At 50.0% G+C, this 13,649-nt stretch carries 15 protein-coding genes; 3 read left to right on the plus strand and 12 right to left on the minus strand.

Annotated features, from left to right (window positions below; all coding sequences use genetic code 11):
- Position 1 precedes the first annotated feature (1 nt).
- The 3 genes from DW965_RS03775 to recQ all read right to left on the minus strand — a co-directional run bounded on the left by DW965_RS03775 (position 2) and on the right by recQ (position 3,246).
- Entirely contained in the window at positions 2 to 340 is a 339-nt protein-coding gene (locus tag DW965_RS03775) for a cyclic-di-AMP receptor (protein WP_055227503.1), read from the minus strand.
- A gap of 137 nt (positions 341 to 477) precedes the next feature.
- Complete coding sequence (locus DW965_RS03780; protein ID WP_117509205.1) at positions 478 to 1,359, minus strand: hypothetical protein; 882 nt, start codon at positions 1,357 to 1,359, stop codon at positions 478 to 480.
- Between the two features lie 51 nt (positions 1,360 to 1,410).
- Positions 1,411 to 3,246: a DNA helicase RecQ gene (gene recQ, locus DW965_RS03785; RefSeq protein WP_119198083.1), complete on the minus strand. Its 1,836-nt coding sequence runs from the start codon at positions 3,244 to 3,246 to the stop codon at positions 1,411 to 1,413.
- A 136-nt stretch (positions 3,247 to 3,382) separates the two neighbouring features.
- Between recQ and DW965_RS03790 the strand changes: the two genes are divergently transcribed.
- On the plus strand, positions 3,383 to 4,276 hold the full coding sequence (locus DW965_RS03790; RefSeq protein ID WP_243001856.1) for a polysaccharide deacetylase family protein: 894 nt from the start codon (positions 3,383 to 3,385) through the stop codon (positions 4,274 to 4,276).
- Between the two features lie 19 nt (positions 4,277 to 4,295).
- On the opposite strand, the gene DW965_RS03795 is transcribed toward DW965_RS03790, so the two are convergent.
- The 4 genes from DW965_RS03795 to DW965_RS03810 form a co-directional block, all read right to left on the minus strand.
- Positions 4,296 to 5,720, minus strand: a complete 1,425-nt coding sequence (locus DW965_RS03795) for an alanine/glycine:cation symporter family protein (RefSeq protein WP_158554960.1) — start codon at positions 5,718 to 5,720, stop codon at positions 4,296 to 4,298.
- 202 nt (positions 5,721 to 5,922) lie between these two features.
- Positions 5,923 to 6,477: a hypothetical protein gene (locus DW965_RS03800; protein ID WP_022461914.1), complete on the minus strand. Its 555-nt coding sequence runs from the start codon at positions 6,475 to 6,477 to the stop codon at positions 5,923 to 5,925.
- Positions 6,474 to 6,701: a hypothetical protein gene (locus DW965_RS03805; RefSeq protein ID WP_055227506.1), complete on the minus strand. Its 228-nt coding sequence runs from the start codon at positions 6,699 to 6,701 to the stop codon at positions 6,474 to 6,476. The genes DW965_RS03800 and DW965_RS03805 overlap by 4 nt, the downstream gene beginning before the upstream one ends.
- Before the next feature lie 32 nt (positions 6,702 to 6,733).
- Positions 6,734 to 7,645: a GTP pyrophosphokinase gene (locus DW965_RS03810; protein WP_226906353.1), complete on the minus strand. Its 912-nt coding sequence runs from the start codon at positions 7,643 to 7,645 to the stop codon at positions 6,734 to 6,736.
- A gap of 295 nt (positions 7,646 to 7,940) precedes the next feature.
- Here DW965_RS03810 and DW965_RS03815 point away from each other — a divergent pair, with 295 nt between their 5' ends.
- On the plus strand, positions 7,941 to 8,531 hold the full coding sequence (locus tag DW965_RS03815; RefSeq protein ID WP_243036358.1) for a hypothetical protein: 591 nt from the start codon (positions 7,941 to 7,943) through the stop codon (positions 8,529 to 8,531).
- On the plus strand, positions 8,516 to 8,731 hold the full coding sequence (locus DW965_RS19635) for a DUF975 family protein (RefSeq protein ID WP_243036387.1): 216 nt from the start codon (positions 8,516 to 8,518) through the stop codon (positions 8,729 to 8,731). Before DW965_RS03815 ends, DW965_RS19635 begins: the two co-directional genes overlap by 16 nt.
- A gap of 74 nt (positions 8,732 to 8,805) precedes the next feature.
- On the opposite strand, the gene DW965_RS03820 is transcribed toward DW965_RS19635, so the two are convergent.
- The 5 genes from DW965_RS03820 to larB form a co-directional block, all read right to left on the minus strand.
- Positions 8,806 to 9,291: a cytidylate kinase-like family protein gene (locus tag DW965_RS03820; RefSeq protein WP_022461910.1), complete on the minus strand. Its 486-nt coding sequence runs from the start codon at positions 9,289 to 9,291 to the stop codon at positions 8,806 to 8,808.
- A 137-nt stretch (positions 9,292 to 9,428) separates the two neighbouring features.
- On the minus strand, positions 9,429 to 10,076 hold the full coding sequence (locus DW965_RS03825) for a YczE/YyaS/YitT family protein (RefSeq protein WP_117509208.1): 648 nt from the start codon (positions 10,074 to 10,076) through the stop codon (positions 9,429 to 9,431).
- Between the two features lie 85 nt (positions 10,077 to 10,161).
- A complete protein-coding gene (fliB, locus tag DW965_RS03830; protein ID WP_055265399.1) occupies positions 10,162 to 11,337 on the minus strand; it encodes a flagellin lysine-N-methylase in 1,176 nt (391 codons plus the stop codon).
- Positions 11,334 to 12,659: a nickel pincer cofactor biosynthesis protein LarC gene (gene larC, locus DW965_RS03835; protein WP_117509209.1), complete on the minus strand. Its 1,326-nt coding sequence runs from the start codon at positions 12,657 to 12,659 to the stop codon at positions 11,334 to 11,336. The genes fliB and larC overlap by 4 nt, the downstream gene beginning before the upstream one ends.
- Entirely contained in the window at positions 12,652 to 13,404 is a 753-nt protein-coding gene (gene larB, locus DW965_RS03840) for a nickel pincer cofactor biosynthesis protein LarB (protein WP_055219567.1), read from the minus strand. Before larB ends, larC begins: the two co-directional genes overlap by 8 nt.
- Positions 13,405 to 13,649 lie beyond the last annotated feature (245 nt).

Genomic DNA, 13,649 nt, shown 5'->3' on the forward strand with positions numbered 1-13,649 from the left:
CTTAGAATTTTTCCAGCTGTTCCATGTTCAGCACAAACACAGTACAGCCTCCTGTCTGGGTATCAATCGGAACAGAGTAATTTCCGCCCGGGCAGAAGTTTCCGCTTTCCATCGGGGTAGCCGCATAGGTAACTGTTTTCCGAAGCCCTGCTTCCTGTTTTAAGATCGCAAGCACAGCGTCGAGCTTATGATCATCGGTTCCGATCAGCAGTGTTGTGTTCTTCTCCTTCAGGAAACCGCCGGTCGTGGCAAGCTCCGTCACAAAAAAGCCTTTTTTGTTCAACTCGGCAATGGTGTCTGCCTCGTCCTCTTTCCGTAATACAGCAACAATTAACTTCATACAAATTCCTCCTCGCATCCTCCGGTCAAACGGATTCTGATTTTTGAAAAGTCAGCTGCTTATGCCGTATGGCACATTGCATTTTTCTGTTTTCACAGTAAAAATAGCATAATGTCACGGAAAAAGAAAGTCTTTTTTTACTTTTTCACTTCAAATCCGTATGACACGGTTCCATTTTCGAATACCGCGTCCACTTCGTAGATGTAGCCGGCCTCGGCTCCCGGAATGCTCCAGCTCTCCGCATGCTCCACAGAAACGCTTTCTCCCTCCGGGTAACCATTGCCAAAGTTCTGCCCCCGGTCTTCGGCCGGCCATCTTTCTGCTGTGACAGAATCCGGCTCCTCCGAGAAGACAAGCTCCAGATCGGTTTTTCCTTCGTCATTTGCTGTATGCAGATCACTCAGTTCCGTCCATTCCAGAATGAACGCACTGTCCGCAACGACGTTCTGACCATTGCCGTCCTCATCAACATAAGACCAGGTATAACCTCCCTGTGTTGCCATAGCTGTCACCTGGGCATTTGGCTGTGTGTAGCACAGATTCAGAAACGGAATTTCCGATGGATCCTTTTCCGGCAGAATCTGGGAAAGTTCCTCATCGAATTTTTCTGCATCCGCCTCCGTACCGCCGCTGATTCTCATAATACGGCTGATACCCGGATATTGTCCCGGATAGGAGTTCAGCATAATACCGTCGCCCTCCACTTGAAGAAAATCTCCTTTTTTGATCTCGGACGGATCAATAGCATTTCCATTTTCATCGTAAAGTGTGTCGGACGGTGTATGTGTCACATAGATGTTTCCGTGTTCCAGATCTCCCAGGTACCATAACCCGGAATCTTCTGCAAGAAATACGGCTTTCTGTACTTCTTCTGCCCTATTGCTGTCCGCTGCAGTACTTGCTGTATCTGCATTCAGATTTCGGTCCCGTTCCGTTTTCATATAGATTCCGCCTCCAATCAGCACGGCGGCAACTACAACACCGGTCACTCCAAAAATAACTGCGTTTTCTTTTTTCATAAGCGTATTCTTCCTTTCCTGTTGTTTTCCCGTTTTTTTACACGACTTGTTTTATCTTTCTGCAAGACATGCAAGAAACGGTTCCCCGTACTTTTCAAATTTGCTCTCGCCGACACCAGAGACCGCCAGCATTTCCTCTTTGTTGGACGGTTTCTCCATCGCCATCTGGATCAGTGTTTTATCCGAGAAGATAATATACGGAGGCACTTTATGCTCCTTTGCAAGCTCCATCCGGAGTGCCCGCAGTTTTTCGAATACCGCGGCCTCCTCGTTGGAAAGATCCTTTGCCGCTGCCGAGGTTTTTGTCTTTGTCTTCTCTTTTGCGGCTTTCGGAATCCGTTTTTCTTCTTTTGCCATCTTCATCAGCATCGTGCCGTCCTCATCCAGCAGCTCCGCCGCTTTTGGCAACAGGCGCACAATGCTGTATGTGTCGGCCGTTACATAGAGATATTCCCGGACCTGCAGTTCATTTAAGATCTGCCGCAGCCGGTAGACCGGCTCTTTTGCCAGTTCCCCGTAATGGGAGTTTTCATCCATGCGGTACTGGCGGATTTTCGCGGTATTCGCACCGTGCAGGGTATCGAGAATCACCGTCGTGCCGTAGCGCTGACGGCATTCCCGCACACAGCCAAGGATTGCCTTTGCCGCCGCTGTCACATCCACCGTTTCAAATTCCGAGAGGCAGTTGGAACAGTTTCCACAGTAATTGGAACCGTATTCCCCGAAATACCGCAGGATATAATCTCTGAGACACTCATGGGTGAAACAGTAAAACGTCATTTTCTTCAGCCGTTCCTCCTCCCGCTGACGGATCAGCGCTGTCGTCTCGGGATCCTCACTCTCCTGCGCCATGTTTTCGATAAAAAACTGGTTTGTGATGACGTCCTGTCCCGCGTACAGCAGAATGCATTCCGCCGGAAGGCCATCCCGTCCCGCACGGCCGGCCTCCTGGTAATAGCTTTCCATATTTTTCGGCATATTATAATGGATGACGTACCGCACATTCGATTTATCGATTCCCATACCAAAAGCGTTTGTCGCTACCATGATCTGCTTCCGGTCATAAATAAAATCTTCCTGGTTTTCCTTCCGTTCCAGGTCAGAGAGACCCGCATGGTATCTTGTGACAGAATATCCTTTCTGCTCGAGTTTCTCACAGACCTCCTCCACATTTTTTCTGGTCAGACAGTAAATAATTCCGCAGTCCGCCTCGTGCTCTGCAAGGAATGATTCCACGGCTGCGAATTTATCTTTCGGCTGCTGTACCGTAAATTTCAGATTTTTCCGGTCAAAGCCTGTGACCAGACGTACCGGATCACGCAAAGACAGCAGTGCTTCAATATCATCCCGTACCTCTTTTGTTGCCGTTGCCGTAAAGGCACCGATCACCGGCCGTGCGGGAAGCTGCTTGACAAACTCTGTGATTTTCAGGTAGCTTGGGCGGAAATCCTGACCCCACTGGGAAATACAGTGTGCCTCATCAACACTAAGCATCGAAATTTCCATCGACTGCACCGCGCACAAAAATTCCGGTGTCAGAAGGCGTTCCGGGGCGACATAAATAATCTTGTACCGGCCCTCCATGGCAAAGCCGAGTGCCTTCCGGTACTGCGCCGCACTTAAGGAGCTGTTCAGAAACGCAGCGTGAATCCCCGCCTGGTTCAGGGTCGATACCTGATCCTTCATCAGAGAAATCAACGGTGATACCACCAGGGTAATTCCTGGCAGCAGAAGCGCCGGAATCTGATAACACAGCGATTTTCCTGCTCCGGTCGGCATAATGCCGAGCACATCCTGTCCGTTCAGAAGCGCATCCACCAGCATCTCCTGCCCCTCCCGGAAGGAATCGTAACCGAAGTACTTTTTTAAAACCTCATATTTTGTCATCTTGTTTTTCTCTGCCCTTTCCATCCACTCTACCTCCATTGTGACATAGATTGCAGGTAAAGTCAAACAGATGTGTGCCGCATGTTTTCTTTCATCCATACATATATTGTCTCAAAAAGTCCTGGAGGGGGATTTTATGCGTTCTCTTTCACCCCTTTCCCGCCGGATCCTGAAAAAAGCCGGTATCGCCGCCGCTTTTTTCTGCTCCGCTTTTCTTTTTGGCTCTGTTCTGTCCCACTTTACCTGCCGTGCGCTCCGAAAGGCAGCCCCAGTTTTTCTCTCTGCTGCGCCGGAGACACCTGTTTCTTCCGTTTCGATGCCCGTCCTCTCCTCTGCTGCCGAAAACTGGGGGCTCTCCTTCCCGGAAAAAGGGAAGACTCCCGTCGGCAATGCTACATCCGAAGAGCTTGCCGCCTACAACGCCTGGTTTGCCGCTTCACCGGAAGAAAACATCATCTATCTGACGTTTGACTGCGGCTATGAAAACGGCAACACCCCGGCGATCCTTGACGCGCTCCAGAAGCATCAGGCACCCGCAGCGTTCTTTGTCGTCGGCAATTTTCTCTCCGACCAGCCGGATCTTGTCAAACGCATGGCGGCAGAAGGCCATATCGTCGGAAACCACACCTGGTCGCACCCGGATATGTCCAAAATCTCCACGCAGGAAGCCTTCTCCGAAGAACTGAACCGCGTCTCCACACTTTATCAGGAGACCACCGGCCAGGAAATGGTGAAATTTTACCGGCCGCCGCAGGGAAAATACAGCACACAGAACCTGCAGATGGCAAAGGACCTCGGATACCATACGTTTTTCTGGAGTCTCGCCTATGTAGACTGGTACCAGGATCAGCAGCCGACCCACGAGGAGGCTTTCAAAAAGTTGACCGGACGCATTCATCCCGGTGCCATCGTCCTGCTTCATAATACCTCATCCACCAACGCGGAGATTCTCGATGAGCTGCTGACGAAATGGGAAGAAATGGGATATTCTTTCGGCTCTCTCGATCAGCTCGCATCGAAATCTGCCTGAGGACCGGAAATACGGTTTCTCATGTATTTCTATCTTTCTTTTGTTCTGCTTTTTTTATCCTGCTTTCAAACCGGAATGCCTCCTCTTTTACTTCCTTCCAGAGCCGCAGCACACAGAGCAGGTTCGGCACCGCCATGCAGGCATTGGCAAGCTCCGCAAAATTCCAGACCGTTTCTGCCATGCAGACGCACCCGGCAAACGCTGCAAAACAGAAGAAAACACGGTAAACCATTCCGAAGCTATCCTTTTTCACCAGCCAGAGAAACGCCTGCTCCCCCTGGTATGCCCAGCCGGCCATCGTTGCAAATGCGAACAGCAGAATCCCGACCGCGACAACATAGCCTCCCGCCGGTCCGAACACACTTTCAAAGGCCTGAATTACCATCGCCGCTCCATCCGCTTTTTCCGCCTCCAGTATCCCCTCTGCCGCCCCGGTCACTCCAACGGCAAGGCCGGTCACAAGACAGATCACCATGGTATCAACGAACACACCTGTCATGCTGATGTACCCCTGCCGCACGGGATCGTCGGTCTGTGCCGCCGCAGCACTGATTCCGCCTGCTCCAAGCCCTGCTTCATTCGAAAACACACCGCGGGAAATTCCATACCGCAAGGCCGGCGGCAGCAGGGAAATTCCCGCACCCACCGCTCCTCCCGATACCGCCCGGAAAGAAAACGCGTCCCGTACTATCGCAAGCAGTGTCCGCGGAAGCTCTCCGGCGTGCAGACCGATTACCATTCCTGCCCCGCCCAGATAAAAGAGTGCCATTCCCGGTACCAGCACCTCCGCCGCTTTTGCAATGGAACGCAGTCCGCCTGTCACCACGAGCAGAAGAAGAATCGTCAGCACCAACGCGCTTTTTTCTCTTGCCACGCCAAACGTATCCTGCATCGCCAGCGCAATCGAGTTTGCCTGCGTCATATTGCCCATTCCGAGAGATACCAGCACGGTGCTTCCGGCAAAAAACACAGCCAGCATCTTCGCCAGCCGCTCCCCCGGAAATGCTCTGGTCAGCGTCACCATCGGACCGCCGCAGTATGTTCCGTCTTTTCTTTGCATCCGGTACTGCACCGAGAGAAAACTCTCAGAAAATTTCAAAGCAAGTCCCACAACCGCCGCCAGCATCATCCATCCCAGTGCTCCTGGTCCTCCAAGCGCCATTGCGGAGGCAACCCCCACGATATTGCCCGTCCCGATTTCCGCCGCAAGTTCCGTCATCAGCGATGCGAACGGCGAAACTCCTGCTTCTGTTTTCTCCCCGCTGTATCTCGCCTCACGGCCGAATGCTGTACGAAGCGCAAAGAACAACCGTCGAATGGGTAGCGCGCGAAGCTGGATGGTCAGAAAAATGCCTGTCCCAAGCAGCAGAAAAAGAAGCGGCGGTCCCCAGGCGGCTGCATTCACCGCTTTTAGAAATGCATTGATTTTTTCAAGCGTGGCCATATCCATTCCTCCCTGTACAAAGTTCCAAAGGAAAGCAGTTCCCGTCCCTCCATTGTTAAACGGTTTTCTGTCCATGCATCGCAATGTTTTCTCTGCACTTTATGCAGCACCGCACAAAAAAAGAACCCGACAGCAGCCTTACGGCCCGTCCGGTTCTTTCGATCTTCATCTTATTTTGTTGTATTCCGCTTCCGCCCGTTTTTCAGGACTCCTGCTCCTTTAAATCATCCGCCACGAGAACACCCGCTTTGAAGCCCATCAGCATCATCTCGAGCATTTCTGCATCGTAATTGCGGTATTTCAGGTAATAAAACAGCGAATCGAGATAATTCAGAAAGCCTTTTTTCGTCTCCGGACTTAAAATCACCCGTTTTCCGTCGCCCATCAGATATTTGGCAATCCGGGAAAAGACGAACTTTTCGTTCAGAAATGCCATCGCATCCGATGTCTCATCCTCCACCAGGATCTGGATCGGTTTTCTCCGCAGCAGCCAGTAGGTCTCATAGGAGATCACTTTCAATGAATTGATATGCTTTGCCTGATGAAAATGTTTCAGGCGGGAAATATCCGTGAAATAGTCCAGCACTGCATGGCTCAACAGCGACTCGCTGATCTGGATTTTCTCGCGGATGCCGAGACTCTTGGCAAATTCCTCGATTTCTTCGTAAAAAACAGCGTAACGGCTCTGGATTACTTCCTCGGAAAATTCTTCCAGAAGTCCGTCGTAGTTTGTGTATATTTTTTCTATTGTATTCATTTTTCCTCCCCGGGCAGATTCAGGATTTCATAGCAGAGTTTCGTCCGGACAAAGTCGGTATATTCGGTCATCTCGCGTTTTTCCATTGTTCCGTAGCGGATCGGCGAGGTATTTCCCATCAGATGTTTTCGGATTTTTCCGGCTTTGACTGCCGCCATCATATTCTCCGCAGAGTCCTCTGCTGCATGAGAGAAGCCCATGCGGCCCGTGTTTCTTCCATCCATTTTTTATCCTTTCCCATGTCTGAAAAGCAGTTTTATTCTTTCAGTATGCTCCAGACGGCATCATCCATCGTATGAATTTCATTCAGATCGCGTTTTTCCACCGCTGCCTTGACCTGCGGTTTTAATTCACGCTTGCGCACGATCGTTTCCTTGCTCTGGAACTTCTCATCCGGCACAACCTGGAGACGGCGGTAGAACGATCCCATCTCATCTCCCATGCCCGCCAGACGGTTCAGCAGCTCGGAAAACTCTGTCAGCATGGCGTTTCCCTTGCGCCGCGGGTAAAGAATGCTGTGGTCAATCTCTCCCCAGCCCTCCTCGAACAGCGTCTTAATCTGAATTTCAATGTAGACGCCGCGGTAAACGACAATGTAATGCACCGCACGGTAATGTTTCCGGTCCAGAATGTTCTCCTCCGGAATCCAGTTCACATAAATGTCGGCGTAATCGCCAAGTCTTGTATGGACTTTCGGCGGCTCTGCCATATAGCCCGATGCGTTCTGGTCGTAGTCACGGCCGTAATCACGGATGTATTTCTCCGGATCATTTTTAAACCAGTGCGTAATGTATTTATGGAAGTTTACCCAGTCCTCCCGATACAGCAAAAGTCCCCGGATTCCGATCAGATCTGTCACGTAACGCATATAGCTTGTCGAATCCATTTTCCGGTACTTTGCATAATTTTCTAGGCGCTTGCGCACCAGCTTTTCCACCAGATGTTCGGTGTCCTTCAGACGGCTGTGGTACGACTGCAGTCCGATCTCTTTTTCCTTGTCCTGCAAAAACTCTGCCACAAATTCTTTTCGGATCTTTTCCAGCGTCGGACGGCGCCGTTCATAATCATCCGCAATTTCCAGCAGTTCTTCCCAGGAAATATCTGCTTCCTCAAATTCCTGCGGCAGAATTCCGAATTTCTGCAAAAACTCGTCCTTTGTCAGATACACGTAGATTCCTCGCTCTCTTTGTCAATTCAACGTACAGGTTTCTTTTTTTCAGAACGCACCCCGGAGAAACCCGGCCCCGCTGCGTTCTGACGCACCGGAGAGATTATAGCACATTCATCCCCGCTTCACAAGTAAAATCTTTATTTAAGAATGCACATTTCCACTTTAATCTTTCTGCCAATTTCTTAAACTTTCCTTAAGCTGTCTTGATGTTTCACCTGCCCCATGGTAAGATAATCGTGACTTGGCAGAATTGTCTGCTGTTTACACTTACATTAAGAGGGAGGTCTTTTTTATGTGGACTCGAGAGGAACTGAAAACCCGCGGAAAAGCCGCATTTTTACGCAATTACTGGATCTGTGTGGTAGCCGCCTTGATTCTGACTCTGCTGGTCGGAAGCGGTACTTCTAATTCTGGAAATTCCAACAATGACAGCAATCAGACTAACTCGGTCGGTATATCTGGATTTACGATTTCTTCCGATAACTTCAATGTGGAATCCTTTGCAGAAAAATTCACCCCGCTTGGACCGGTTAAATTTGTTTTTACTGTCTTCAGCGGCATTGTACTTCTTGTCATTGGTCTTGCCTTTATTCTGATCCGTATTTTTGTTCTTGCACCATTTGAGGTAGGAGGCTCGAGGTTTTTCATTGAAAACTCGATGGAAAAAGCGGGACTTGGCAACATACTGTTCGGATTCCAGAACGGCTACTATGGAAAAACTGTGTGGACTCTGTTTTTAAAAAATCTTTATATATTCCTCTGGTCGCTGCTTCTTCTGATTCCTGGAATTGTGAAAGCTTATGAATACCGCATGGTCCTTATCTTCTCGCCGACTACCCGGAACTTTCGACCGAAGAAGCATTCCGCATCAGCCGTGAAATGATGAACGGTGAAAAGATGAATACATTTATTCTTGATCTCTCCTTTATCGGATGGTATATTCTTTCCGGAATCACCTGCAATCTTGTCGGTATTTTCTATCTGTATCCGTACAAATATGCAACCGATGCCGAACTGTTCCTGGTTCTGAAACAGAATTACTTCTCCAGCCGGAGTTATGGCAATACGTATCAGGCTTACTAAACCGCACAAAAAATCAGGTGCTTCTCTTTTTCGGGAAGCACCTGATTTTTTATGTATTTCTTTTTAAATATCTCTTAGATATAATCTTTCATTTCAAAATACCGCATCAGAATATCGGCACAGTTCTCGATGCCAAGATCCGAGGTATTCAGGATCATATGGTAGTTATTGACATCGCCCCATGTCTTTCCGGTATTTTTATAATAATACTCGGCACGCTGCTTGTCTGTCTCTTCCAGCATCACCTCAGCCGCCTCTCTTGTCAGGGAAAACAGCTTCATGATACGTTTGATCCGGTCCTCTTTGTCCGCGCAGACATAAATATTGATGACGTTGCTTTTATCTTTCAGAAACTCCGAAGCACACCGTCCAATGATAATACACGGCTGTTTCGCCAGCTCGCGGATCGCATCCGCCTCAGATTCAAAGGCATTTTCACGCATGCCGTGCTCTACATCGTCCTTATCATATACCGGGATATGCAGTCTCTCGGAAAGTTCTTTCGCAATAATACTCGCCCCAGTACCAAACCGGCGGCTCATCGTAATAACTAAGTTCATTTGCCACTTCCTCCTTCGCACTTCTCATAACGCAAACAAACGCCTTATGACAAATCAAAAAATTTTTCTTTCGCTGTCTTTTATTATAACAAACCCCCACCGAAAACTCAAGGTTTTTCGACAGGGGCATGGATCACTCAGGCGATGGTGATTTCTTCTATTTTCTTTTTTGCGAAATGATTGAATGCCGCGATGACTCTTCCTGTGCAGACCATGGCTATAACAGTGCCGATTCCGATTCCTACCGGGCGGCCGGCATCGATGAGGCCGATCGCAAGGGAAATGACGATGGCGGAGAAATCAAAAAGATTTTTTCCGAAACCCATGTTCTTTCCGCAGCGCTCGCCGAGAACTCTTGCCAGGCCGTCGGCCGGGTTTGGGACGATGTTGACGTCTACGGTCACAGCGGCGCCGATTCCCGTAAGAATGATGGCAAGGACAAGAACGAGAAGCCGCATTCCCATCTGGTCAGGTGCCGGGAAAATCCGGTCGAAGATGGTGATAAAGGCGCTCGTCAGGTAACTTGCGGCAACCTGCAGAAGCTGGAACGGCGGGAATTTTCCTTTCAGCAGTACGATCTGTAATACGATGAAGATCAAATACGCCACGAAGACGGCGGTTCCTGTTTCATAGCCGAAGATCTGTGCCACGGCGTACGGCATGGAGATGATGGGCGATACGCCGAGGTTCGTCTTCGTATTCAGTGTGATACCGAGTGCCAGCACCATAATTCCAATCAGATAAAGCGCAATGCGCAGAATCCATTTCTTTTGTTTTTCCTGCATAATTTTCCCTCTTTTCTTTCTGTAACAACGCTTCTATCTTAACACACATCAGGGAAAATGTGCAGTAAGTCTATCGGATGCAGGATTACTCCTCCTCCAGCACACAGCCTTCTGGTGCATAAGTTTCAAAAAGCCAGTCCTCAAGCGCATTCAGATTATCATCGGAATGCTCGACCTCACGCGCATAGCGCCAGGAAAGCTCCTCGATGTCGTGCATGGAAAGCGTTTTTCCATTTTCCAGCCACCGTGCAACCAGGATTTCCTGAATCCAACGGACAGAGAACAGCGCGAGTTCCATTTTGGAACAGACCATATCGTCATAGACGGCGCCGCAGAAATAGGTGTAGACGAAAAACATCAAAAGCTGCTCACCGATGTTTTCCCACTCTGCACGGCGTTCACCTGCAGCGCCCCAGGTGCGATGGAATTCTTCACAGATGGCCTGATAAGCGGTTTCTCCGTTCTGATACAGCGCTTTTTCTGTGCCGTCAAGCACAGTATCCCATTCCGGACGAAGACGCTCGAGACCGCGGAGAACGGCAAGTTCCTTCACCTGGCGGTCATATGCATGAAAGGATGCAGCATCCACACCTTTTTCCGCAAGGCTCTCCGCCACGCACTCGCTTAAGGTTCCCTCTTCCAGATGCTTTTCATACTTCCGAAGCAGGTCATCGATATCATACTCCCGCTGCTCCTCCATACAGATCTGATACTGTTCTGCGAGCTGCTCTGCCGCCGTCATGCGCTCCTGCAGCGGCAGTTCGCGGTTCTGCAGAATCCGGAACAAAACATCTCTCGTGTCTTCCAGCTGGGAGAACATCATGAAGTCAAACTCTTCAAAATCATCCTCCTCGTCGGTCTCCTCCTCCAGAAAACGCACCGGCTCTTTGCAGGACAGGATAATCCGTGCAGCTTCCGGGCAGGAAAGGGACAGGGATAATTCACGCAGACCCTCGTACTCCTCCGTATGGCGCGGGTAAAGGCGGCAGGTGTCACATAAGGAATCCGGCCCCAGTTCCTTGTAAAGATCGCAGAGATTTTCATCATTCAGAAAGGCACAGCGGCGGTTGTTCTGGTAAAAACACTCTTCCTCCCAGTCGATCGAATTGCGCAGGCGCTTTCCAAACTCACTCTTCTCATTTCCATACCGCTCCAGGGAATCCTCGTCGATCACGATCTGCCAGCCGGCACAGCACGTATCCGGGCAGTCTCCGGCGGTGCATACAAACTGGTCGTAAAAATGTGGTTTTAAATATCTCATGCTTTTTTGTTTCCTTCTTTATATTTCTGTACGATCCACGCACCAGCCTCGCCGACCGGCATGCCGCTTTTTTCTGCAATTACTGCGGCACTCTCGTACTCTGGGTAAATTTTTTCGATCTCGCCGTGGCGGCAGATCTTGACTGTCACATGGCCGTACTCGGTTGCGATTGTCGCAAACTCGCGTTTCATCACGGTGCGCTCCATCCGGCAGCGGCGGATGCCGATTGTGGTGGTCTCGGCGAATATGATATTTTCCAACGTCTCCCGCGTTTTATCATCACAGATTACATCCAGCTGGTAAGCCGGGCGGTTTTTCTTCATATAGACCGGGATGTAATGGACATCTCTTGCGCCTGATCGCAGCAGTTTTCCCATGCAGTAGCCGAGCGCCTCGCCGGTGCAGTCATCAATGTTGCACTCCAGCTTCCAGATCGTATCTTTCTCGTCGTTTTCTTCTGTTTCGAGCATCATTGCACGCAGCAGTGACGGGCGCTCATACGTCCGTTTTCCGGCGCCAAGACCTGTTCTGGTACATTTGAAGGATGCCGGCAGTGTCTCTTTGGTACGGATTGCCGCAACAATGGCTGCTCCGGTCGGTGTGACCAGTTCACCCTGGATTCCGGTCGGAACGAGGGTCAGGCCATGTGCCTGTACGATATTTAAAACAGCCGGTACCGGAACCGGGATCATGCCGTGCTGGCATCTGACAAAGCCGCTTCCCTCGCTGAGACCCGTCACGATGACTTCATCCGGCGCCAGGTTATCCAGGCAGACAGCGGCAGCCACAATATCAACGATGGAATCGACAGCTCCCACCTCATGGAAATGCACCTGATCAAGCGGAACGCCATGGGCTTTTGCTTCCGCTTCGGCAAGAATCTGGAAAATCCGCTCCGCCAGCGCTCTTGCTCCCGGTGTCAGACCGCCGCTGCGGATAATCGCAAGAATCTCCGGCAGCCCGCGGTGCTCATGATGGTGATGATGCTCCCCTGTGTGATCGTGGTCATGGCTGTGCGCATGCTCGTGGTCATGATGATGCTCGTGATCATGTGGATGGTCATGCACTTCCGCCCCATCCCCGTGCAGATACGCCATATCGTGATCATGGTTCTCATGCTCTGCATCCAGAATCACATTGAAATCGCAGGCATCCAGCCCCGACTTTTTCACTCTTGTAATCGCAATTTCGTATCCCGGCAGTTTCAGGCTTTCCAGTGATTTCTCCAGTACTTCCCGGTCTGCTCCCAGGTCGAGCAGCGCTGCAACGGTCATATCTCCGCTGATTCCGCTCCCGCACTCCAGATATAAACTTTTACTCATCTTGATGTACTCCCATTCTGTTAATCTGTGTTGCAATATATCCGGCTCCATAGCCGTTGTCGATATTCACGACGGCAATTCCGTTCGCGCAGGAATTGATCATCGTAAGCAGCGCCGAAAGACCGTTCATGCTGGCCCCGTAGCCAACGGATGTCGGAACAGCAATCACCGGCTTGTCCACCAAGCCGCCGAGCACGCTCGCCAGCGCCCCCTCCATTCCGGCAACGGCTACAACGCAGTTGGCGCTCTGAATCGTATCGAGACGCGACAGCAGGCGGTGGATACCGCTCACACCGACATCGTAGATACGCTCAACGTTTGCACCGAAGTATTCTGCGGTCTGCGCCGCCTCCTCGGCAACGGAAATATCCGCAGTTCCAGCCGTACAGACCGCAATTTTTCCGATCCGCTTCTTGTCTTTCTTTTCTATTTTTAAAATATGCGACAGCGGATCATACACCACTTCCGGAAACTTTTCGCGGATCAGCTCATACTGATGCTCACTGGCTCTCGTTCCGAAGACCTCCCCATCCTGCTCGTACAGACGCGTAAAAATCTTCAGCAGATGTTCATCCGCCTTCCGCGCACAGAAAATGACCTCCGCAAATCCGCTCCGGATTTCACGGTGCGTATCCAGCTTAGCATATCCCATCTCCTCGAACGGCTCTTTTTTGAAATATTTCTCTGCCTCCTCGATCGAGATTTCGTTGTTTTTTACTTTTTCTAATACCTCTCTTGCCTCCAAAGCATTCACCTCGTTTTCGTTTTTTCCTTTTTTTCACACCCAAATACGATACAACATAAAAAGAAAGCCGAAACCTCTGCTTTGTCAGAACCTTCTCTTTTCTGACACCGCAAATCTCCAGCTTTCTTTATTTTAAACTATGAAGTGCACTTTAAGTCAAGCAGATTCTATACACAAGTATACCCTGCTTTCTGCGTTCCCGCAATGTTTTCTTTTCGCAGTGTGAGTCATCGTATAGAAATAAG

The organism is Blautia sp. AM47-4, from assembly GCF_003479865.1.
Classification (GTDB): Bacteria; Bacillota; Clostridia; order Lachnospirales; family Lachnospiraceae; genus Fusicatenibacter; species Fusicatenibacter saccharivorans.

Excerpts from the sequence above, each read along its gene's own strand:
- DW965_RS03775 (WP_055227503.1), bottom strand. The coding sequence starts at position 340 with ATGAAGTTAATTGTTGCTGTATTACGGAAAGAGGACGAGGCAGACACC.
- DW965_RS03780 (WP_117509205.1), bottom strand. The coding sequence starts at position 1,359 with ATGAAAAAAGAAAACGCAGTTATTTTTGGAGTGACCGGTGTTGTAGTT.
- recQ (WP_119198083.1), bottom strand. The coding sequence starts at position 3,246 with ATGACAAAATATGAGGTTTTAAAAAAGTACTTCGGTTACGATTCCTTC.
- DW965_RS03790 (WP_243001856.1), top strand. The coding sequence starts at position 3,383 with ATGCGTTCTCTTTCACCCCTTTCCCGCCGGATCCTGAAAAAAGCCGGT.
- DW965_RS03795 (WP_158554960.1), bottom strand. The coding sequence starts at position 5,720 with ATGGCCACGCTTGAAAAAATCAATGCATTTCTAAAAGCGGTGAATGCA.
- DW965_RS03800 (WP_022461914.1), bottom strand. The coding sequence starts at position 6,477 with ATGAATACAATAGAAAAAATATACACAAACTACGACGGACTTCTGGAA.
- DW965_RS03805 (WP_055227506.1), bottom strand. The coding sequence starts at position 6,701 with ATGGATGGAAGAAACACGGGCCGCATGGGCTTCTCTCATGCAGCAGAG.
- DW965_RS03815 (WP_243036358.1), top strand. The coding sequence starts at position 7,941 with ATGTGGACTCGAGAGGAACTGAAAACCCGCGGAAAAGCCGCATTTTTA.
- DW965_RS03820 (WP_022461910.1), bottom strand. The coding sequence starts at position 9,291 with ATGAACTTAGTTATTACGATGAGCCGCCGGTTTGGTACTGGGGCGAGT.
- DW965_RS03825 (WP_117509208.1), bottom strand. The coding sequence starts at position 10,076 with ATGCAGGAAAAACAAAAGAAATGGATTCTGCGCATTGCGCTTTATCTG.
- fliB (WP_055265399.1), bottom strand. The coding sequence starts at position 11,337 with ATGAGATATTTAAAACCACATTTTTACGACCAGTTTGTATGCACCGCC.
- larC (WP_117509209.1), bottom strand. The coding sequence starts at position 12,659 with ATGAGTAAAAGTTTATATCTGGAGTGCGGGAGCGGAATCAGCGGAGAT.